This is a genomic window from Leifsonia sp. GW821-FHT13C09 (assembly GCF_058806435.1).
Genome location: NZ_JBXAPS010000005.1, coordinates 169,789 through 191,043, shown reverse-complemented (window position 1 = coordinate 191,043; position 21,255 = coordinate 169,789). Strand labels below are relative to the sequence as shown.

The following is a 21,255-nucleotide window of genomic DNA, read 5'->3' as shown; positions in this document are numbered from 1 at the left end:
GGGAGGGTGAAGCGGATTCCCTCCTGGTTGACCTACACCGTGCTGCGCCTGGTGCTGTTCGCGGTGCCGCTCGCGATCCTGCTTCTGCTCGGCATCGTCTGGTACGCCTCGGTCATCGCCGCGGCCCTGATCGGACTGTGCCTCTCGTACATCCTGCTCGCCAAGCAGCGTCACGCGGTCGCGTCCGACCTGTACGCGGCGCGCCACCGCGACAAGCCGGCTCCGTCAGCGGACGACGCCGAGGACGAGGCGATCGACGCCGCGCAGGCGCAGTCGCGCGCCGAGGCGGGCGATGCGACGTCGGGCCGGCCGTCCTCCGCCGTCAACGCGTCCGGTCTGAGCACGTCCGGTCTGAACGAGCCCAGTCGGAACGCTCCCGGTCAGAAGGCGTAGGCCGCGCCGAGCGCGATCGCCACAAGCAGCCCGGTGATGCTGGTGAGCTGCAACGCCGTGATGAGTTCGCGCGGTGTCTTGCCGAACAGCGTGATGACGCACGCCGGAAGCGCGGCGAGGAGCGCGAACATCCCGAACCACGCGAGCGGGTAGAACAGCGCCAGCACCGTGAGGATGCCGAACGGCACGAGCAGGAACACGCAGAACACGATCCGCGACGCACGGTTGCCCAGCAGGACGGCGAGCGTGCGCTTCTTGGCGAGGCGGTCGGGCTCGATGTCGCGGATGTTGTTGACCATGAGCACCGCGCACGCGATGAGCCCGGCGATCACGCCGCCGAACCAGGCCTCCTGGTTGACCGTCTTGGCGAGCATGTAGGTCGTCCCCACCGTCGCGACCACCCCGAAGAAGACGAAGACGAACACCTCACCGAGACCGTAGTAGCCGTAGGGGCGCTTGCCTCCGGTGTAGAACCAGGCGGCCGCGATGGCCGCGGCCCCGACGAGGAGCACCCACCAGAGCTGGGTGAGCACGACGAGGATGAGCCCTGCGACAGCGGCGAGGCCGAAGAATGTGAGGGCGACGGTGAGTACCTTCTTCGGCGCGGCTTTGCCCGAACCGGTGAGTCGCCCCGGGCCGACCCGGTACTCGTCGGTGCCGCGGATGCCGTCGGAGTAGTCGTTGGCGTAGTTGACGCCGATCTGGAGCAGGACGGCGACCGCCAGGCAGAGCAGCGACCGGATCGGGTGCCAGACGCCCGCGCCCTCGACCACTTTCGCCGCACCGACACCGATGAGCACGGGGGCGACGGCGAGCGGGAGCGTCCGCAGCCGCGCGCCGGCGATCCAGTCGGATGCCGTGGCCGGCCGGACGGCGGAGGCCTTGGCGCCCGGGCGGCCGCTCCTGCCGCCGCGAGGTCCGCGCGCCGGGGGCGGCGCCATCCGCTGCATTCGTGGGTTGTTTTGGCTCATCACAGTGCGAATCGTAACAACTACCGCTATGCCCCAGGTCGTCCGGCGTCGTCGCCACGCGCGAGCCGTGCGGCCGCGACCCGATCGGGCTTGCCGCTGGGGAGGTGCGGGAGCTCGGCGACGGTCACGATCCGGGCGGGCGCGGCTGCCCGCCCGAGCGCGTCGGCGACCATGCTCCGAAGTGCGGCGAGGTCGGCGTGCCCTGTCGTGACGACGACCGGGACCTGTCCCCAGCGCGCGTCCTCGTCCGCGACGACGACCGCATCCTCGAGGCCGCCGCCGTGTGCGCCCGCGTGCCCGGGCCAGGAGCGGACGAGTCGCTCGACGCTGTCCAGCAGCACCTTCTCGCCGCCCGAGATGATGACGTTGTCCGATCTCCCGCGCACGACGACGCGCCCGTCCTCCACCTCCCCGAGATCACCCGTGCGATACCAGCGGACGCCGTCCTCCTTGTGGAACGCCGCAGCCGTGCGCCCGGGATCGCCGAGGTAACCCTCCGCGAGCGTCGGGCCGCTGATCTCGAGCAGGCCGTCCACCTGGCGGACGACGGTCGTGCCGATCGGCACCCCGTCGTAGACGCACCCGCCCGCCGTCTCGCTCGACCCGTAGGTCGCCCACAGCCGTGCCCCGAGGGCCTCCGCCCGCTCGCGCAGCCGCTGGTCGAGCGCCTGACCGCCGACGAGGATGCCATCGAATCGGCGCACGGCGGCTGCGACCTCACGGGCGCCTCCCTCCGCGGCGCCGACCAGGCGCGCGAGCTGCACGGGCACGAGCGAGGTGTAGCGGAGGTCGTCGCTCAGTTGACCGGCCAGCCCTGCGAACCGCAGCGGATCGAAGTGCCCCTCGCCGTAGACGACGGGCTCGGTCCCCGCCGCCAGCGAGCGGACCAGCACCTGCGCTCCCGCCACGTAGTGGGCCGGGAGGGCGAGCAACCACTGACCCTGCCCACCCATCACGCCGGCCGATGCAGCCGCACTGGCCAGCAGCGCATCCGCGGAGAGGGCGACCCGTTTCGGCACTCCCGTCGAACCGGACGTCTCGATCACGAGGGCGACGTTCTGCGGAGCGCGCTCCTCAGCACCGGGCCAGGCGCCGCCGCCGCCCGTCGGTCGTGCTCCCTCCGCGCCCACGTTCCGCGGAACGACCGCCGGTCCACCTTCCGACAGCGCCTCCCTCAACGCCGCGAAGACCTCCCCCGTCCGGCGAGCGTCGATCACGCGATACGGCCGCGTCACCTCACCCTCACCGTCGAATCCACCGCCGGCCCTCCGATCGCCTGCACACGCTCAGTACTGCCACGGGAACGGCGACCAGTCCGGCTCCCGCTTCTCGAGGAACGCATCGCGACCCTCCACGGCCTCGTCCGTCCCGTAGGCCAGCCGCGTCGCCTCGCCCGCGAACACCTGCTGGCCGACCATCCCGTCGTCCACCGCGTTGAAGGCGAACTTGAGCATCCGGATCGCCGTCGGCGACTTGGTCAGGATCTCCTGCGCCCACTCGACCGCGGTCGCCTCCAGCTCGGCGTGCGGCACGACCGCGTTCACCGCGCCCATCTCGTACGCCCGCTGCGCCGAGTACTCGCGGGCGAGGAAGAACACCTCCCGGCCGAACTTCTGGCCGACCTGCCGCGCGAAGTACGCGCTCCCGTAGCCCGCGTCGAACGAGCCCACGTCGGCGTCCGTCTGCTTGAACCTGCCGTGCTCCGCGCTCGCGATGCTGAGGTCGCACACCACGTGCAGCGAATGCCCGCCCCCCGCTGCCCACCCGGGCACGACGGCGATGACGACCTTGGGCATGAAGCGGATCAGCCGCTGCACCTCGAGGATGTGCAGCCGGCCGCTGCGCGCCGCGTCGATTCCGGACGCCGTCTCACCGTCGGCGTACTTGTACCCGTCGCGGCCGCGGATGCGCTGATCGCCTCCCGAGCAGAAGGCCCAGCCGCCGTCCTTCGGGCTCGGCCCGTTGCCGGTGAGCAGCACGACGCCGATCCTCGGGTTGGTCCGGGCGTCGTCGAGCGCGGCGTACAGTTCGTCGACCGTGTGCGGGCGGAAGGCGTTGCGCACCTCGGGCCGGTCGAACGCGATCCGTGCGATACGCCCGCTGACGTCGTGGTGGTACGTGATGTCGGTGAGCTCCCCGAATCCGGGGACGTCGGTCCACACCGCGGGGTCGAAGAGGTCTGATACTGCCGAAGCCATGCCACAAGCCTACGGTCGGGCGCAAGACGATTTCGGGTCGCGTGCCAAACTGGTGGAATGCTGCCCGAACTCACCGACCTGTTAGGGACAGCGCGCGTCGTCCGGTTGCCGATGCGCTCGCGGTTCCGTGGCATCACCGTCCGGGAGGCCGTCCTCTTCGAGGGCCCGCAGGGCTGGACCGAGTTCTCCCCGTTCGTCGAGTACGACGACCACGAGTCCGCGGCCTGGCTGCACGCCGCGATCGACTTCGGCTGGCGCGCCGCACCCACGACGCTGCGGGACTCGATCCCGGTCAACGCGACCGTCCCGGCCGTCGCGGCTGCCGACGTGGCGGCCGTCCTCGACCGGTATCCAGGGGCCCGCACGGCCAAGGTGAAGGTCGCCGAGCCGGGCCAGGCCCTGGCGGACGACGTGGCGCGGGTCCGCGCCGTCCGCGAGCACCTCGGCCCGGAGGGTCGCCTCCGCGTCGACGCGAACGCCCTGTGGAACGTGGACGAAGCCGAGCACGCCATCCACGCGCTCGCCCCGTTCGACCTCGAATACGTCGAGCAGCCCTGCGCGACTGTGGAGGAGCTGGCCGAGATCCGCCGGCGCACCCACTACATGGACATCCCGATCGCCGCCGACGAGAGCGTCCGCAAGGCGAGCGACCCGCTGGAGGTGGCGCGCGCGGGAGCGGCGGACCTGCTCGTCATCAAGGCCCAGCCGCTCGGCGGCATCCACTCGGCCCTGCGGATCGTGGCGGAGGCCGGCCTCCCCGTCGTCGTCTCCAGCGCGCTCGACACGTCGGTCGGCATGGCGATGGGCGCGCACCTCGCCGCCGCGGTGCCGGACCTGGACTTCGATTGCGGTCTCGGCACGGTCGCGATGTTCGAGCACGACGTCGCGGAGGCGCCGCTCGTTCCGGTGGACGGCGCGATCCCGGTGGTCCGCCCGCGGGTGGCGGCCGCACAGCTCGACCGCCTCGCCGCGCCCGACGACCGCCGGGAGTGGTGGCTCGACCGCGTACGGCGGTGCTATCGGATCGTGGAGCACGCGGCCGCGCTGTAAGCGCTGCTCGGGCACGTCGAGGATCGCCTCGTCATCTGCTGAAGGCGGCTCGGCCCCATCAGGCCACTGGCTCCAGGTGGCATCGTGCATTCGTTGACAACGATGCCGTCCACTCGACGACCCCGTCGGCCCCGACGCTGAGCGCGGCGCTCAGCCGTACAGCCGCTCCGGCACCTCGAGGCCGTAGATCGCGCGCCCCGAATCCCAGATCGCGCGGCACGCCGCCCGGAGCAGGTCGAGCTCGTCGTCGCCCTCGCTGAGGATGCGCACGTCGTTGCCGTCGATCGCGACCGTGGCGTTTCCGACGGTCACCGCACCGTTCTTCGCGGTTTTCGCCACGGGGTACGGCTCGTTCAGCCCTCGCAGGTCGCCGAGGATGTAGGTCGGCCGCGAGTCGGCGTCCGCCGCGAGGAGCTGCTTGGCGCGGTCAATGCCGGTGAGCACGAGCACCGAGTCGATCCCCGCCCGGTTCGCGCCGAGGATGTCGGTGTCGAGCCGGTCGCCGATGAACAGCGGCGCGCTAGCATCAAAGCGCGCGACGGCCTCCTCGAAGATCGCGACCTCCGGCTTGCCCGCGACGAGCGGCAGCCGGCCGGCGGCGGTGTGGACGGCGGAGACCAGCGTCCCGTTGCCCGGTGCGATGCCGCGCTCGACGGGGATGGTCCAGTCCGTGTTCGTCGCGATCCACGGGCGTTCGCTGTCAGAGCGTCCCTGCAGCGCGAACGAGGCCTCCGCGAGCTGTGCCCAGCCGATGTCGGGAGAGAATCCCTGGATGACCGCCGCCGGGTCGTCCTCGGCCGAGCGCGTGACGGAGAACCCGCCCTTCTGGACTTCGTCCACCAGCCCGTCGCCCCCGACGACGAGGATCGTGGCGCCCGCCGGGACGTGCCGGCTCAGCAGCCGGACGGCGGCCTGCGGCGACGTGACGACGTCCCGCGGCTCGACGTGCAGGCCGAGCTCGCTCAGGTGTGCCGCCACGGAGGCGTCGGTCCGGGAGGCGTTGTTGGTGATGTAACCGACCTTGATGGTTTCGGTTACCTTGTTCAGGCTGTCGACGGCGTACGGGATGGCGTTCGGCCCCGTGTAGACGACCCCGTCGAGGTCGGCCAGCACGAGATCGACACCGGTCAACGGGGTCACAAGGTCACTCGTCCGTCGAAACAGCGCCATCGTGCGGCTCGTCCTCCGTGGTGTCGTGGGTCGCGGTCTCAGTGGACGCGGCGTCGTCGGCCGCGGCGTCGTCGTCCGCGGCGTCGTCGTCCGCGGCGTCGTCGTCCGCGGCGTCGTCAGCCGAAACCTTCTCAACCGCGGCGTCGCCGGAAACAACCTCGGCGGGAGCGGCATCGTCGGCCACAACCTTCTCAGCTACGGCGTCGTCGGCAACAACCTCGGCCGTCGAGGCGTCGCCAGCCGCGACCTCCGCGGCCGTGACCTCGTCGGACCCGGCCTCGTCGGACCCGGCCTCGTCGACGGTCACTTCGTCTGTCGCGGCGTCGCCGACCGCGTCAGCCTCCCCGGCGCCCTGGTCGACGCTGAACTCGTCGTCCGCCTCATCGGCTTCCACCGAGTCGAGGTCGTCCATCACCACGGCAAGCTCGAACTCCTCCTCGATGACGTGCACCGTTTCGAGTTCCGCGTCGGCCTGGGCTTCCTCGAGGGCGAGCTCGGCACGTTCGGCGCGCTCGCGCCAGGACGCCGAGTCGGACTCGCGGCCGAGTGCCTCGAGCACTTCGGCATAGGCGTGGAAGAGGTCGGGGCTCCAGCTGAAGGCACGGTTCGGGTCGAGCTGTGGGATCTCCAGTTCGGCCAGCGCCGCCTCCTCCTGCCCGAGGTCGAGCCGGGCGCCGGACATGGCGATCGCCAGGGCGACCTGAACGTCGGTGGGCAAAGTGGCGCGGTCGATCGAGCGCCCCAGCTCGAGCGCACGGTCGGGGCGTCCGACCCCGCGCTCGCTGTCCACCATCAGCGCGATCTGGTCGTTCGAGCCCGTGATCCGGCGGTACGTCCGCAGCTCGCGCAGCGCGAGTGCGAAGTCGCCGGTCGCGTAGGCGGTGATCGCGAGCGTCTCGCGCACGACCCCGATACGTCCGGCACGGCGCGCGGCGGAGAGGGCGTGCAGGTGGGCGAGCTCCGGGTCGCTGTCGATCAGTCGCCCGGCCATGACCAGGTGCTGCGCGACCCAGTCGGCGTTGTCCTTGCTGAGGGTCTTGAGCTCGACGCGCGCTTCCTTCGGCAACTCGCGCGCCTCGACATCCATGGGGAGGTCGGGGTCGTCATGACGCGGACGCACCGACCGCAGCTCCCGAGCGAGCGCCGCCTCGGCGTCGAGCTCGTACTCGTGCTCCCGAGCGCCACGGTCGCCGCGTGCGGGCCGGCCGTCCCTCGTCCACAGCTTGTCGTCCGAGCGACCGGCGCCCCGTCCTCCGGCTGCGCCGTACGGGCGATCCGCGCGGCCACCGTACGAGCCCTGTGCGCCGCGGGTACCCGCGCCGCCACGGGAACCTGCACCGTCGCGGCCGCCGGCGAAGCCGCGGGACCCGGCCCCGTCGCGCGAACGCGTCGAATCCCAGGAACCGCCGCGCTGACCGCCGCGAGCCTGCTGGTCATCGCGACCCTGCCCGTCACGGCCCCACTGTCCATCCCGGCGCTGCGCGTCACGGCGCTGCCCATCGCGACCACCCTGGCCGTCACGGCGCTGCCAATCGCGACCACCCTGGCCGTCACGGCGCTGCCCGTCGCGGCCCCACTGGCCGTCCCGGCGCTGCCTATCGCGGCTCTCGGCGCCGCCGCCCTGCCGGTCGCGGTCGTCACGGTTCCACTGGCCGCCACCGCTCCGGCCGTCGCGGCTTTGGCCGCTGCGGCCCCACTGGCTCGCGCGACCCTGGCCCTCACGACCCGGGCCGCCGTGGCTCTGATCGTCCCGGCCGCGACCGCCACGGTTCCACTGACTTCCCCCGGTCTCGGTGTCGCGTCGCTGGCCGTCGCGATTCCACTGACCGCCGCCACCCTGGCCGTCACGGCGCTGCCCGTCACGATTCCACTGGCCGTCACGGCGCTGCCCGTCGCGGGTCTGCCCGTCACGACGCTGCCCGTCACGGTACTGACCACCGCGAGCCTGCCCGTCACGGTACTGGCCACCACGAGCCTGCCCGTCACGGCCCTGCCCGTCGCGGTACTGGCCACCACGAGCCTGCCCATCACGACCCTGAGCACCACGGCTCTCGCCGGAGCGACCGTATCCGTCGCGGCCCTGCGCTCCGCGGCCTGGCGCGTCGTTGCGCTGAGCTCCGCCGCGCTGACCATCCCGGCTCCACTGTCCGTCCCTCGGCCGGCTCGGGCCGCCGGTGCGCGAAGCGCCGCCGGCGCCGACCGCGCGGTCGTCGCCGTCGCCGGCACGAGACCGCCCATAACCTTGGCCGGAGTCTCGTCGCGGGGCGCCGCCGTCACGGCCGGCGCCATTGCGCGGGCGCCCGGAGCCTCGACCGCGGTCGTTGCCGCCCGAGGCGGACGTCCTGTCGTCGTCTGCCGGTGTATCGCTCACGACTTCTCCTGTCGGGTGCCGGGTTTCCGCCCAGCCTATGTGCGTGGATCGCGCCGGGAACCGCCTGCGCGAAATTGTGCCGTTAACGCGAAATGGCCACCCATCACTGGGTGGCCATCTCACAAAGAAGTCCGGCGGTGTCCTACTCTCCCACAGGGTCCCCCCTGCAGTACCATCGGCGCAGAGAGTCTTAGCTTCCGGGTTCGGAATGTAACCGGGCGTTTCCCTCTCGCTATGGCCGCCGAAACACTATTGATGTATCAAAGTGAACGATCAAGCTTCGCTTGAATCAGTTCTCGACCGTACATCGAGAACCACATAGTGGACGCGAGCAATCTCTAGCCCCTCATACCCGCCTTACAACGGTATGAGAGTAGTGATTATCAAATTATCGGCTTATTAGTACCGGTCAGCTCCATGGGTCTTTAGTCCCCACTTCCACATCCGGCCTATCAACCCAGTAGTCTAGCTGGGAGCCTCTCGCCCGAAGGCATGGAAATCTCATCTTGAGGCCGGCTTCCCGCTTAGATGCTTTCAGCGGTTATCCATCCCGAACGTAGCTAACCAGCGGTGCTCCTGGCGGAACAACTGGCACACCAGAGGTTCGTCCAACCCGGTCCTCTCGTACTAGGGTCAGATCCTCTCAAATTTCCTACGCGCGCAGCGGATAGGGACCGAACTGTCTCACGACGTTCTAAACCCAGCTCGCGTACCGCTTTAATGGGCGAACAGCCCAACCCTTGGGACCTACTCCAGCCCCAGGATGCGACGAGCCGACATCGAGGTGCCAAACCATGCCGTCGATATGGACTCTTGGGCAAGATCAGCCTGTTATCCCCGAGGTACCTTTTATCCGTTGAGCGACAGCGCTTCCACAAGCCACTGCCGGATCACTAGTCCCGACTTTCGTCCCTGCTCGACTTGTCAGTCTCACAGTCAAGCTCCCTTGTGCACTTACACTCGACACCTGATTGCCAACCAGGTTGAGGGAACCTTTGGGCGCCTCCGTTACTTTTTGGGAGGCAACCGCCCCAGTTAAACTACCCACCAGGCACTGTCCCTGAACCGGATTACGGTTCTAAGTTAGATATCCAAAGTGACCAGAGTGGTATTTCAACAATGACTCCACGAACACTGGCGTGTCCGCTTCAAAGTCTCCCACCTATCCTACACAAGCCACTCCGAACACCAATACCAAGCTGTAGTAAAGGTCACGGGGTCTTTCCGTCCTGCTGCGCGTAACGAGCATCTTTACTCGTAGTGCAATTTCGCCGAGTTCGCGGTTGAGACAGCTGGGAAGTCGTTACGCCATTCGTGCAGGTCGGAACTTACCCGACAAGGAATTTCGCTACCTTAGGATGGTTATAGTTACCACCGCCGTTTACTGGGGCTTAAATTCTGAGCTTCGCCGAAGCTAACCCTTCCTCTTAACCTTCCAGCACCGGGCAGGCGTCAGTCCGTATACATCGTCTTGCGACTTGGCACGGACCTGTGTTTTTAGTAAACAGTCGCTTCCCACTGGTCTCTGCGGCCTTCAAACGCTCCCGGAGCAAGTCCGTTCACGCCTCAGGCCCCCCTTCTCCCGAAGTTACGGGGGCATTTTGCCGAGTTCCTTAACCACGATTCTCTCGATCTCCTTAGTATTCTCTACCTGACCACCTGAGTCGGTTTGGGGTACGGGCGGCTGGAACCTCGCGTCGATGCTTTTCTCGGCAGCATAGGATCACCCATTTCGTCAATGAAGACTACGCATCGTGCCTGGGCCTATATGAGAGACGGATTTGCCTATCTCTCGGCTTACACACTTACACCGGGACAACCATCGCCCGGCTGGGCTACCTTCCTGCGTCACACCTGTTAATACGCTAGCCGCACCAGCATGGGGTCGAGCGTTAGGCCCGGACCTTCACCCCGAAGGGATCCGTGTCCAGGATTAGGACTCTTAGCACCACTGGATTAGCTTGGGCGGTTCTTCGCCGGTACGGGAATATCAACCCGTTGTCCATCGACTACGCCTGTCGGCCTCGCCTTAGGTCCCGACTTACCCAGGGCGGATTAGCCTGGCCCTGGAACCCTTGGTCTTTCGGAGGACGGGTTTCTCACCCGTCTTTCGCTACTCATGCCTGCATTCTCACTCGTGTGGCGTCCACGGCTGGTTTACACCGCCGCTTCACTCGCCACACGACGCTCTCCTACCCATCAACACGGCTGGACCACGAAGGCCTACCAATAATGTCAATGCCACAACTTCGGTGGCGTGCTTGAGCCCCGTTACATTGTCGGCGCGGAATCACTTGACCAGTGAGCTATTACGCACTCTTTCAAGGGTGGCTGCTTCTAAGCCAACCTCCTGGTTGTCTGTGCAACTCCACATCCTTTCCCACTTAGCACGCGCTTAGGGACCTTAGTTGGTGGTCTGGGTTGTTTCCCTCTCGACGATGAAGCTTATCCCCCACCGTCTCACTGCTGCGCTCTCACTTACCGGCATTCGGAGTTTGGCTGACGTCAGTAACCTTTTGGGGCCCATCGGCCATCCAGTAGCTCTACCTCCGGCAAGAAACACGCAACGCTGCACCTAAATGCATTTCGGAGAGAACCAGCTATCACGAAGTTTGATTGGCCTTTCACCCCTATCCACAGCTCATCCCCTCAGTTTTCAACCTAAGTGGGTTCGGTCCTCCACGACGTCTTACCGTCGCTTCAACCTGGCCATGGATAGATCACTTCGCTTCGGGTCTAGGACATGCGACTGAATCGCCCTATTCAGACTCGCTTTCGCTACGGCTACCCCTCACGGGTTAACCTCGCCACATATCGCTAACTCGCAGGCTCATTCTTCAAAAGGCACGCTGTCACCCCTACAAGGAGGCTCCAACGGTTTGTAAGCAAACGGTTTCAGGTACTATTTCACTCCCCTCCCGGGGTACTTTTCACCTTTCCCTCACGGTACTTGTCCGCTATCGGTCATCTGGGAGTATTTAGGCTTATCAGGTGGTCCTGACAGATTCACACGGGATTTCTCGGGCCCCGTGCTACTTGGGATACTCTTCGCGCCATTGGACCATTTCGGCTACGGGGTTGGCACCCTCTATGACTGGCCTTTCAATGCCATTCGCCTATGATCCTCTGTAACGCTTGCAGTTCGGCAGAAGCTGCTGAAAAGTCCCGCAACCCCGACCATGCAACGCCTGCCGGCTATCACACATGATCGGTTTAGCCTCTTCCGGTTTCGCTCGCCACTACTAACGGAATCGCTTTTGCTTTCTCTTCCTGTGGGTACTGAGATGTTTCACTTCCCCACGTTCCCTCTACCCGCCCTATATATTCAGGCGGGAGTCACTGGGTCACCTTACGGGCCCAGCGGGGTTTCCCCATTCGGAGATCCTCGGATCAAAGCTCGTTTATCAGCTCCCCGAGGCTTATCGCAGATTACTACGTCCTTCTTCGGCTCCAGATGCCAAGGCATCCACCGTTTGCTCTTAGAAATTTGAAATCACATGAGTTTATAGAATCGATCGACTCATCCGAAGATGAGCAGATTGACCAATGATCTATCAGTACATAAGTACTGTGATCTATGTGATTCGAACCCGAAGGTTCGAATCTAAGATGCTCGCGTCCACTGTGTAGTTCTCAAAGTACGGGCGGTACCTTCTCCGCCGGCCTAGTTATGGCCGACCAGAAAAGGTCCAGAGGTCCAGTTCTCACCCGAGTGGATGAGGCCCGGTCCCTCAGGACCCAACAGCGTGCATGTGCGGGGCTTCCAGGTCCGAACCTTTCCTATCCCGAGGGATGTACTGAGTTCGAGCCGTTCGGCTCCGCACCAATGTCAATGTTCCACCCATGAGCTAACCGGCTGAGACCCAGTCTTACCGAAGTGATAAGTACTGTCTCAGATCCGGCGCCTGGACACCCGAGGGTGCCAGATGCTCCTTAGAAAGGAGGTGATCCAGCCGCACCTTCCGGTACGGCTACCTTGTTACGACTTAGTCCTAATCACCGATCCCACCTTCGACAGCTCCCTCCACAAGGGTTGGGCCACTGGCTTCGGGTGTTACCGACTTTCATGACTTGACGGGCGGTGTGTACAAGGCCCGGGAACGTATTCACCGCAGCGTTGCTGATCTGCGATTACTAGCGACTCCGACTTCATGAGGTCGAGTTGCAGACCTCAATCCGAACTGAGACCGGCTTTTTGGGATTCGCTCCACCTTACGGTATTGCAGCCCTTTGTACCGGCCATTGTAGCATGCGTGAAGCCCAAGACATAAGGGGCATGATGATTTGACGTCATCCCCACCTTCCTCCGAGTTGACCCCGGCAGTCTCCTATGAGTTCCCGCCATTACGCGCTGGCAACATAGAACGAGGGTTGCGCTCGTTGCGGGACTTAACCCAACATCTCACGACACGAGCTGACGACAACCATGCACCACCTGTTTACGAGTGTCCAAAGAGTTGACCATTTCTGGCCCGTTCTCGTATATGTCAAGCCTTGGTAAGGTTCTTCGCGTTGCATCGAATTAATCCGCATGCTCCGCCGCTTGTGCGGGCCCCCGTCAATTCCTTTGAGTTTTAGCCTTGCGGCCGTACTCCCCAGGCGGGGCGCTTAATGCGTTAGCTGCGACACGGAAACCGTGGAATGGTCCCCACATCTAGCGCCCAACGTTTACGGCGTGGACTACCAGGGTATCTAATCCTGTTCGCTCCCCACGCTTTCGCTCCTCAGCGTCAGTTACGGCCCAGAGAACTGCCTTCGCCATCGGTGTTCCTCCTGATATCTGCGCATTCCACCGCTACACCAGGAATTCCATTCTCCCCTACCGCACTCTAGTCTGCCCGTACCCACTGCAGGCCCGAGGTTGAGCCTCGGGTTTTCACAGCAGACGCGACAGACCGCCTACGAGCTCTTTACGCCCAATAATTCCGGACAACGCTCGCACCCTACGTATTACCGCGGCTGCTGGCACGTAGTTAGCCGGTGCTTTTTCTGCAGGTACCGTCACTTTCGCTTCTTCCCTACTAAAAGAGGTTTACAACCCGAAGGCCGTCATCCCTCACGCGGCGTTGCTGCATCAGGCTTGCGCCCATTGTGCAATATTCCCCACTGCTGCCTCCCGTAGGAGTCTGGGCCGTGTCTCAGTCCCAGTGTGGCCGGTCACCCTCTCAGGCCGGCTACCCGTCGTAGGCTTGGTGAGCCGTTACCTCACCAACTACCTGATAGGCCGCGAGTCCATCCTTGACCGAAGTTCTTTCCACGTACAGGAGATGCCTCCGTACGTCGTATCCGGTATTAGCTTCCGTTTCCGGAGGTTATCCCAGAGTCAAGGGCAGGTTACTCACGTGTTACTCACCCGTTCGCCACTAATTCCCTAGAGCAAGCTCCAGGTTCATCGTTCGACTTGCATGTGTTAAGCACGCCGCCAGCGTTCGTCCTGAGCCAGGATCAAACTCTCCGTAAAATGTTCAGCTCCAAGTCGCAAGCGACTGGAAACATAGTGCAGGATCGGAGAGGAATATCTCGTCTCCTGCGAGTTTGTCTTGACTAGTTTCGAATATCTACTGACATTCTGTTTCTAATCCAAAGGAATCTCTTGCATCGACTTTCAGACCGAGGTCTTCGGGTCAATGCCGAGGTTTTTGGCATTTGACATTGTGCACGCTGTTGAGTTCTCAAGGATCGGACGCTCTCACCTTCAACCCTCTCGGGCTTCTCTGTGAGGCAACTTCTCTACCTTACCACTCTCAGTCAGTTTGTCAAGTCGGCCGTTTCGCGCTCTTTCGTTCATCCATCGTGGGATACATCCGATTTGCACGACCCGAACCGGTTAGACCTGCTCAGTGAGTGGGGTGTTAATCCTAAGCGCAGCAAAGCAACTCTTTCAAGTTGAGATTTGCCGCTAGGCTAAGGATTCGGTCCCGCTTGAGGCCGGGGAGCTCTTCCGCTCTCCCGCACCTTTGGGGTGACAAGTAAGTACTTTACGCAGGCCTCCGGGACGTCGCAAATTCCGCTTACATCCCGGGCGTGTCGCGGGGGCAGATCCGCGTGATTCCGCGGAAGTCGGCCCCTGGAACGCGAAAACGCGGCCGCCCGGAGGGGCGACCGCGTCATGCGGGAGGGGCGGAATCCGGTCAGGATCCGAGCCCCGAGTAGGCGTGCAGTCCGTGGAAGAACACGTTGACCACGCCGAAGTTGAAGAGCACCGCGGCGAACCCGATGATCGCCAGCCATGCGGAACGCGATCCGCGCCAGCCGCGGGTCGCCCGCGCGTGGATGTAGCCGGCGTAGATCACCCAGATGATGAACGTCCAGACTTCCTTGGTGTCCCAGCCCCAATACCGGCCCCACGCCTTCTCGGCCCAGACGGCTCCGGCGATCAGCGTGAAGGTCCAGGCGATGAAGCCGACGATGTTGATCCGGTACGCGAGATTCTCCAGAGCGACCGCGCTCGGAAGGGTGGCGAGGAACCGGAACTGCTGCGGGCGCGACTCCGCGATCTGGCGTTCGCGCCGGTACTGCAGCAGCTGGAGCCCCGACAGCGCGAAGCCCAGCGCGAAGAACGCCGTGCCCAGCACGGCCACGATGATGTGGATCACCAGCCAGTACGACTGCAGCGCCGGCTGCAGCGGAACCACCGGGACGTAGTACCGCAGCAGGGCGATCCCCTGCAGCACCAGGACCAGGCCGATGATGAACGTGCCGAGGTACTTGATGTCCCACTTGAGGTTCGCGACGAGGAAGACGCCGACGATGACCAACGTGCCGGTCATCGAGAACTCCCACATGTTGGCCCACGGCACACGGTCGGCCGCGATGCCGCGGAGGATCGTGGCGATCAGGTGGAAGCCCCAGCCCACGATGGTCAGACCGAACGCCCACTTGATCGACGCCGACGAGGCGGCGCCGTTCATCACGTCATCCTCGAGTCGCGTGCTGATCCGCGAGGACAGCCGGCCGAGCGCGGACGACGGCGGCGTGGCGGGAGGCGCAGAGGCACCACCACCCGAGACGGACATCCTCGCGGCGGTCGCTCCCACCGGCTCGGCGACCTGCGCCCTGCGGGCGACGGCGCTCGGGACGACCGCGGCCTCCTCGGCCGTGGCTCTGGCCCCTCTGCGGGCGAGGTCGAGCGCGAACGCGATGAACGCGGCCGCGTAGAACCCCATCGCCACATAGATGAAGACCGTGGACAGCTGGGACAGGGTTTCGGTCACGAGTGCAAGCCTAATTCGTCGGGGTTCGGGTGAGGAGTGCGGTGTGTTCGTCGGCTACGGCGGACACAGCCGCGAGGAGGTTCGGGTCCTCACCACGGGCGAGGCCAGCGTACTCCAGGGTCAGCGAGCCGTCCGGGTTCTCGACGGCTTTGACCCAGATCCGACGCCGCGGAACGAACAGCGAGGTCAGCAGTCCGCCGAGGATGAGGATCGCGAAGAGCAGCACCCAGCCCTGGGCGGGGTCGTGGTGCACGTCGAGCGACGCGTAGCGTTTGACGTCGCCCATGGAGATCGTGCCGAGCCCGCTCGGGAGCTCGACGGTCTGCCCCGGCTTCAATTGGAGCGCCTTGGTCTTCGTGCCCGGTCCGGCGAGCTGGGTCATCTTGTCGGTGTTCAGGCTGTAGACCGATTGCGGGACGCCGGTGTCGACGCCGAGGTCGCCGGCGTAGACGTTGAGGCTGAGGACGGGATCGTTCAGCCCAGGGAACGTCGAGGTCAGGGCTCCGGCGGCTGTCCCGCTCTTGCCGACGGTCGGATAGAAGAACCCGATCATGCCGACCTGCTCCCGGAGACCGTCGGGCACCTTCACCCAGCCGAGCGAGGTGAGCTGGGCGTCCTCGGCGATGAACGGCACCGAATCGCTGAACACCACCTTGCCCTTCGGATCGCGGATCGTGATGGTCGGGGCGTAGCCGTTGCCGAGCAGGTAGACGTTGGTTCCCCCGATCGCCAGGGGGTCGTTGACCTTGATGGTCGACGCGCTCGAGGTGTCTCCGGGACCGGTCGTCGTCACCTTCGCGGTGTAGTCGAGCGGGGTGCCCTTGGCGTTCGGGTTCTTGGTCTCGTACTGGACGTCCAGGCTGTCCACCCGGATGGAGAACGGCTCGAGCGACCCGTCGGAGAAGAACCGCCCGGGGTTGAACGAGTTGTACGACGGCAGGCTGTTGACGAAGCTCTGGCCGACGACCACGACCTTCTGGCCGGTGTAGCCGAAGCCTCCGCCGATCCCGACGGCGAACAGCACGCCGAGCAGGGCGATGTGGAAGACGAGGTTGCCGGTCTCGCGCAGGTAGCCGCGCTCGGCCGAGACGGACATCGAGCGTGCGTCCTGGTAGAGCGAGACCCGGTAGCGCGAGCGACGGAGCACCTGGCGCGCCGAGTCGATCGGGTCCGGCGCGTCGGCGCGCAACTCGGCCGGCAGGATGCGCGCCTGGAAGGCAGACATCCGGGTCAGCCGCACGGGGGTCTTCGGCGGCCGGGCGCGCAAGGCCCGGTAGTGGTGCGCCGTGCGCGGGATGATGCAGCCGATCAGGGAGGCGAACAGCAGCAGGTAGATCGCCGAGAACCAGAACGACGTGTAGACGTCGAAGAGCTGGAACTTGTCGAGCACGGGTGCGAGCTGCGGGTTGTCGCTGAAGTACTTCGTGACGCCGTTCGGGTCGGCGCCGCGCTGCGGGAACAGCGAGCCGGGGACCGCCGCGATCGCGAGCAGCAGCAGCAGGAACAGCGCGGTGCGCATGCTCGTGAGCTGGCGCCAGGCCCAGCGCAGCCAGCCGAGCGGGCCGAGCTTGGGCTGGACGACGTCGGGGTCCTCGCGGGGTGGCGCGACGTCGATGTGGTCAGATGGCCGGGACAAAGCCGGAGATCACCCCCAGGAACTGGGACATCAAGGCTGTCCAGAGGCCGGTCGCCATCATCACGCCGATGACGACGAGCAGTGCGCCACCGATGATGTTGATGACCCGGATGTGCCGTTTGAGGAAGGCCACCGAGCCGGCGACCCAGTCGAAGCCGAGGGCGACGAGCAGGAACGGGATGCCGAGGCCGATGCAGTAGAAGAGTCCGAGCAGCGCTCCCCGCCACGGTGATCCGCTGCCGACGCTGAGCGCGCTGATCGCGGCGAGCGTCGGACCGATGCAGGGGGTCCAGCCGAGGCCGAACACGACGCCGAGCAGTGGAGCCCCGATGAGGCCGGTCGCGGGACGCCAGGTCGGCTTGATCGTGCGCTGCAGGAAGGAGAACTGGCCGATGAAGACGAGGCCCATCAGGATGACGAGTACGCCCAGCACCCGGATGACCACCTCCTGCCAGCGGACCAGCCAGAGGCCGAGCGCGCCGAACGCGGCGCCGTAGGCGATGAAGACGACGGCGAAGCCCAGGACGAACAGGGCGACTCCGGTCAGGACCCGGCTGCGATCGCGCTTGGCGCCCGGGTCGCTGATCCCGCCCACGTAGGCGAGGTAGCCGGGCACGAGCGGGAGCACGCACGGGGACGCGAACGACACCAGTCCCGCGAGGAGTGCGATGGGCAGTGCGAGCAGGAGCTGGCCGCTGAAGACGATCTGACCGACGTTCACGGTCACTTCCCGGCCACGGCGTCGGAGATGAGCGAGTCGAGGATGCTCTTGTCCGGGATCGCGCCGAGGATGCGGGCGGCCACGCGGCCCTGCTTGTCGATCACGAGCGTGGTCGGCGTGGCCTTGGGCGGAACGGTCTTGCTGAAGGCGAGCAGGACGGACCCGGTATCCCGGTCGAGGACGGACGGGTAGGTCACGCCCTTGTCCTGCTCGAAGCTGGCCGCGGTGCTCGCGGAGTCGTAGAGGTTCACGCCGAGGAAGCTGACGCCCTGCGAGGCGTACTTCTGCGACAGCGACTCGAGATCGGGGGCCTCCACCCGGCAGGGCGGACAGCCGGCGTACCAGAAGTTCACGACGAGGACCTTGCCGGCGTAGTCCTTGGAGGACACGGCGGTGCCGTCGGCGAGCTTGCCGGCGAACGCGACCGGCGCTCCGCGGTTCGTCGCCGCGTACTCGCTCACGCTGCCGTCGCCCGCGATGTAGTTCTGGCCGTTGCCGGAGCGGTACTGGGTGGCGAGCGCGTCGTTGGACGTGCACCCCGAGAGCAGGAGCGCGGTGGCCGCGGCGGCTGCAGGAAGAAGGAGCGACAGTCGGCGGCGGGCGGAGGATCGGGGGGCGGTCACACGGCCCCCACATCGGTCGCGGCGGTGATGAGGCTGCCGGCGGGCTCGACGTAGCCGACCTCCACCACCCGCACGACGGGCGGGGCATCCGGGTCGACCGGGACCGGCTCCTCGCCGGGGCGCGGCTGCGGAACCGGCGCCGGCTCGGTGGTCCGTTCGAAGGTGGTGATGCTGGAGAGCGCACAGCGGCGCTTGCGCGGGTCGTGCGGGAACCGCTCCCCCGCCGCCGAGAGGTGCATGACCCAGATCGGAAGCTGGTGGCTGACCAGGACGACATCGCCGTACTCCACCGAGTCGAACGCGGCGTCGACGGCCTCCTTCATCCGCTTCTCGATGCTGGTGTAGGCCTCCCCCCAGGTCGGCCGGGGCGGGTAGACGATGAACGGCCAGTTGACCGGATTCTTCAAGGCGCGCCGCATGTTGGTGCCCTCGAAGTGGTTAGTGGGTTCGATGATGCGCTCGTCGATCTCCGGCTCCAGGCCGAAGGCCGCCGCGATCGGCGCCATCGACTCGCGGGTGCGCTGCAGCGGCGACATCCGCAGCAGGGACACCGGGCGGGAGCGGGCGGCCAGGTCGTCGGCGGCGGCCTGCGCCATCCGGTGACCGAGTTTGGACAGCCCGAAGCCGGGCAGCCTGCCGTACAGGATGCCGTCGGGGTTGAACACCTCTCCGTGACGGACGAGATGTACCTGGCTTGCTACCACCGCACCAGTCTACGGAGCGGCTTCCCTTGAATTCACTGAGCGTGGGAGCGCGCGACCTGCCGCCGGCCCTCTGAGGCGGTATGTGCGGGCGGTAGGCTTGTCGATCGTGACCGCACGCGTTTTGATCAAAGACCTGGCCGCCCTGCCCGACGGCCCCGTGAGTGTCGCCGGATGGGTCGAGACCGTCCGGGACCAGAAGAAGGTGCAGTTCGTCGTGCTGCGCGACGAGTCGGGCGCTGTGCAGCTCGTCAATCCGCGCACGGTCGACGACGACGGCACCGTGGTGGCCGACGAGCCCGCCACGACCATCTCCGGCTTGTCGCAGGGATCGTTCGTGCGCGCCAGCGGTGAGCTGAAGCACGACGAGCGGGTCAAGCTCGGTGGCATCGAGATCAAGCTGAACACCCTCGAAGTCGAGACGGCCGCCATCCCGGAGACGCCGATCGCGGCCGACAGCGGCATCGACAAGCGCATGGACTGGCGCTTCCTCGACCTCCGCGAGCCGAAGCACAACCTCATCTTCCGCGTGCAGACCACGCTCGAGCACGCGATGCGGCAGTACTGGGTGGACAACGGCTTCATCGAGATCCACACCCCGAAGCTGATGGCGTCGGCGTCCGAGTCTCGCGCCGAGCTGTTCGAGCTGCCGTACTTCGAGACGACCGCGTACCTCGCGCAGAGCCCGCAGATCTTCAAGCAGATGGCGCAGGCGGCCGGGTTCGGCCGCGTGTTCGAGATCGGCCCGGCGTTCCGCGCCGACCCGAGCTTCACCAGCCGGCACGCGACGGAGTTCACGAGCATCGACACCGAGCTGAGCTGGATCGACAGCCACGAGGACGTCATGAAGGTGCACGAGGACCTCGTCGTCGCCGGTTTCACCGCGGTCAAGGAGAAGCACGGCGCAGAGATCGAGGCGCTGTTCGGCGTCGAGGTCACCGTTCCGAGCACGCCATTCCCGCGCATCCCGCTGGCCGAGGCGAAGCGCATCGTCGCCGAGCAGGGCTACGAGGTGCCCCGCGCGGACGACGACATGGACCCCGAGGGCGAGCGCCGGATCTCGGCGTACGTGAAGGAGACCTACGGGCACGAGTTCGTGTTCCTGACGGACTACGCCTCGAGCATCCGGCCGTACTATCACATGCGTCACGCCGAGGACCCGTCGATCACCAAGAGCTACGACCTGATCTTCAACGGTGTCGAGATCTCCACGGGCGCTCAGCGCGAGCACCGCGTCGACATCCTCGAGAAGCAGGCGGCCGACAAGGGCCTCTCGGTGGAGGAGCTGGAGGACGTGCTCGCGACGTTCCGGTACGGCATCCCGCCGCACGGCGGCTTCGGGATGGGGCTGGCGCGCGTGCTCATGCTGATGCTGCACCTCTCCAACCTGCGCGAGACGACCTATCTCTTCCGCGGACCGACGCGACTGACCCCGTAGCCGAGAGCGCGGTCCACTGCTCGCCGGCCACCAGGATGTGGCCGAGGAAGCGGAGCCCGATGGTGGCCGCCGCCTGATCGAGCCTGCGGGTGAGGACGGTGTCGGCCACCGACGGATCGAGCGATCCTGACGGATGGTTGTGCGCGACGGCGAACGACCGTCCGCCGCGGGTGAGCACGGACTGGAGGATGTCGGCAGGCTGGATGGATCGCTCGTCGACGCCGCCGTCGCGCACGAGCACGATTTCCAAGGGCCGGGCCGCGCGATCGGCGACGACCACGACGAATCGCTCGCTGTCGCGGTGCAGCAGCTCGGGCCGGACGACCTCCGCGATGGCGTCGTGGTCGACCAGTCGCGTCCAGGCGGAGGACCGCCCCGCGCGGCGCCAGATCTCGATGATCGCGACGAGCCGTCCCGCTGTCGCGGGACCGACGCCCGGCAGTGTCTCCAGCCGGGCGAAGTCCATCGTCGCGAGCCCCGGGAACCCGCCGCAGCGGGCAAGGATGGTGCGGGCGAGAGAGAGGACGCTGCGCCCCATCTGGCCGGAGCCGAGAACGAGCGCGAGGACCTCGTCGTCGGTGAGCGAACCCACGCCGAGCCGGCGCATCCGCTCCCGTGGACGGTCGTGTCGGGGTACATGGGCAAGGGACTCCTCTGCTTCTTCCGGCTCGGACATGCGTCCACGCTAGGAAGCCGATCGATCGTTCGTGGCCGATCGTCTCAATCTGTGGAGAACTGGCCGGCAGCCTCCGCCTGTGGATGACAATGG

At 66.1% G+C, this 21,255-nt stretch carries 14 protein-coding genes and 3 rRNA genes; 3 read left to right on the top strand and 14 right to left on the bottom strand.

Features of this window, described 5'->3' with window-relative positions:
• Window positions 1-6: 6 nt before the first annotated feature.
• Entirely contained in the window at window positions 7-393 is a 387-nt protein-coding gene (locus AC1ROW_RS16705; protein WP_493020015.1) for a DUF4229 domain-containing protein, read from the top strand.
• Here the strand turns inward: AC1ROW_RS16705 and AC1ROW_RS16700 are convergent.
• From AC1ROW_RS16700 to AC1ROW_RS16690, 3 genes are all read right to left on the bottom strand, one after another.
• Window positions 381-1,364, bottom strand: coding sequence for a 1,4-dihydroxy-2-naphthoate polyprenyltransferase (locus AC1ROW_RS16700; protein WP_493020014.1), 984 nt, complete (start codon window positions 1,362-1,364; stop codon window positions 381-383). The genes AC1ROW_RS16705 and AC1ROW_RS16700 overlap by 13 nt on opposite strands.
• Window positions 1,365-1,390: 26 nt before the next feature.
• Window positions 1,391-2,581, bottom strand: coding sequence for an AMP-binding protein (locus AC1ROW_RS16695; protein WP_493020013.1), 1,191 nt, complete (start codon window positions 2,579-2,581; stop codon window positions 1,391-1,393).
• A 69-nt stretch (window positions 2,582-2,650) separates the two neighbouring features.
• On the bottom strand, window positions 2,651-3,562 hold the full coding sequence (locus AC1ROW_RS16690; RefSeq protein WP_493020012.1) for a 1,4-dihydroxy-2-naphthoyl-CoA synthase: 912 nt from the start codon (window positions 3,560-3,562) through the stop codon (window positions 2,651-2,653).
• A gap of 57 nt (window positions 3,563-3,619) precedes the next feature.
• Here AC1ROW_RS16690 and AC1ROW_RS16685 point away from each other — a divergent pair, with 57 nt between their 5' ends.
• Entirely contained in the window at window positions 3,620-4,612 is a 993-nt protein-coding gene (locus AC1ROW_RS16685; protein ID WP_493020011.1) for an o-succinylbenzoate synthase, read from the top strand.
• A gap of 150 nt (window positions 4,613-4,762) precedes the next feature.
• On the opposite strand, the gene AC1ROW_RS16680 is transcribed toward AC1ROW_RS16685, so the two are convergent.
• The 10 genes from AC1ROW_RS16680 to AC1ROW_RS16635 all read right to left on the bottom strand — a co-directional run bounded on the left by AC1ROW_RS16680 (window position 4,763) and on the right by AC1ROW_RS16635 (window position 19,051).
• Complete coding sequence (locus AC1ROW_RS16680; protein ID WP_493020010.1) at window positions 4,763-5,782, bottom strand: HAD-IIA family hydrolase; 1,020 nt, start codon at window positions 5,780-5,782, stop codon at window positions 4,763-4,765.
• On the bottom strand, window positions 5,757-8,153 hold the full coding sequence (locus AC1ROW_RS16675) for a hypothetical protein (RefSeq protein WP_493020009.1): 2,397 nt from the start codon (window positions 8,151-8,153) through the stop codon (window positions 5,757-5,759). Before AC1ROW_RS16675 ends, AC1ROW_RS16680 begins: the two co-directional genes overlap by 26 nt.
• A gap of 129 nt (window positions 8,154-8,282) precedes the next feature.
• Window positions 8,283-8,399 (bottom strand): 5S ribosomal RNA (rrf, locus tag AC1ROW_RS16670).
• A 133-nt stretch (window positions 8,400-8,532) separates the two neighbouring features.
• A 23S ribosomal RNA gene (locus AC1ROW_RS16665) occupies window positions 8,533-11,646 on the bottom strand.
• A 444-nt stretch (window positions 11,647-12,090) separates the two neighbouring features.
• Window positions 12,091-13,614 (bottom strand): 16S ribosomal RNA (locus AC1ROW_RS16660).
• Together the 16S, 23S and 5S rRNA genes form the textbook arrangement of a ribosomal RNA operon.
• Window positions 13,615-14,284: 670 nt before the next feature.
• On the bottom strand, window positions 14,285-15,367 hold the full coding sequence (ccsB, locus tag AC1ROW_RS16655) for a c-type cytochrome biogenesis protein CcsB (RefSeq protein ID WP_493020008.1): 1,083 nt from the start codon (window positions 15,365-15,367) through the stop codon (window positions 14,285-14,287).
• 10 nt (window positions 15,368-15,377) lie between these two features.
• Window positions 15,378-17,003 (bottom strand): cytochrome c biogenesis protein ResB, encoded by a 1,626-nt coding sequence (resB, locus tag AC1ROW_RS16650; RefSeq protein ID WP_493020007.1) that lies wholly within the window; start codon window positions 17,001-17,003, stop codon window positions 15,378-15,380.
• Window positions 16,987-17,724 (bottom strand): cytochrome c biogenesis CcdA family protein, encoded by a 738-nt coding sequence (locus tag AC1ROW_RS16645; protein WP_493020135.1) that lies wholly within the window; start codon window positions 17,722-17,724, stop codon window positions 16,987-16,989. The genes resB and AC1ROW_RS16645 overlap by 17 nt, the downstream gene beginning before the upstream one ends.
• Before the next feature lie 2 nt (window positions 17,725-17,726).
• The gene (locus AC1ROW_RS16640; RefSeq protein ID WP_493020006.1) at window positions 17,727-18,347 is read right to left on the bottom strand and encodes a TlpA disulfide reductase family protein; all 621 of its coding nucleotides are present in this window, start codon (window positions 18,345-18,347) and stop codon (window positions 17,727-17,729) included.
• Window positions 18,344-19,051, bottom strand: a complete 708-nt coding sequence (locus AC1ROW_RS16635; protein ID WP_493020005.1) for a histidine phosphatase family protein — start codon at window positions 19,049-19,051, stop codon at window positions 18,344-18,346. Before AC1ROW_RS16635 ends, AC1ROW_RS16640 begins: the two co-directional genes overlap by 4 nt.
• A gap of 106 nt (window positions 19,052-19,157) precedes the next feature.
• Here AC1ROW_RS16635 and aspS point away from each other — a divergent pair, with 106 nt between their 5' ends.
• On the top strand, window positions 19,158-20,486 hold the full coding sequence (gene aspS / locus AC1ROW_RS16630; protein WP_493020004.1) for an aspartate--tRNA(Asn) ligase: 1,329 nt from the start codon (window positions 19,158-19,160) through the stop codon (window positions 20,484-20,486).
• Here the strand turns inward: aspS and AC1ROW_RS16625 are convergent.
• A complete protein-coding gene (locus AC1ROW_RS16625; protein ID WP_493020003.1) occupies window positions 20,410-21,162 on the bottom strand; it encodes a JAB domain-containing protein in 753 nt (250 codons plus the stop codon). The two genes, aspS and AC1ROW_RS16625, sit on opposite strands and share 77 nt — an antisense overlap.
• Between the last annotated feature and the right edge of the window lie 93 nt (window positions 21,163-21,255).

Bases quoted from the DNA above. Each gene is read 5' to 3' on its own strand.
- AC1ROW_RS16690 (WP_493020012.1), bottom strand. From the start codon at position 3,562: ATGGCTTCGGCAGTATCAGACCTCTTCGACCCCGCGGTGTGGACCGAC.
- AC1ROW_RS16680 (WP_493020010.1), bottom strand. From the start codon at position 5,782: ATGGCGCTGTTTCGACGGACGAGTGACCTTGTGACCCCGTTGACCGGT.
- AC1ROW_RS16625 (WP_493020003.1), bottom strand. From the start codon at position 21,162: ATGTCCGAGCCGGAAGAAGCAGAGGAGTCCCTTGCCCATGTACCCCGA.
- AC1ROW_RS16700 (WP_493020014.1), bottom strand. From the start codon at position 1,364: ATGAGCCAAAACAACCCACGAATGCAGCGGATGGCGCCGCCCCCGGCG.
- AC1ROW_RS16685 (WP_493020011.1), top strand. From the start codon at position 3,620: ATGCTGCCCGAACTCACCGACCTGTTAGGGACAGCGCGCGTCGTCCGG.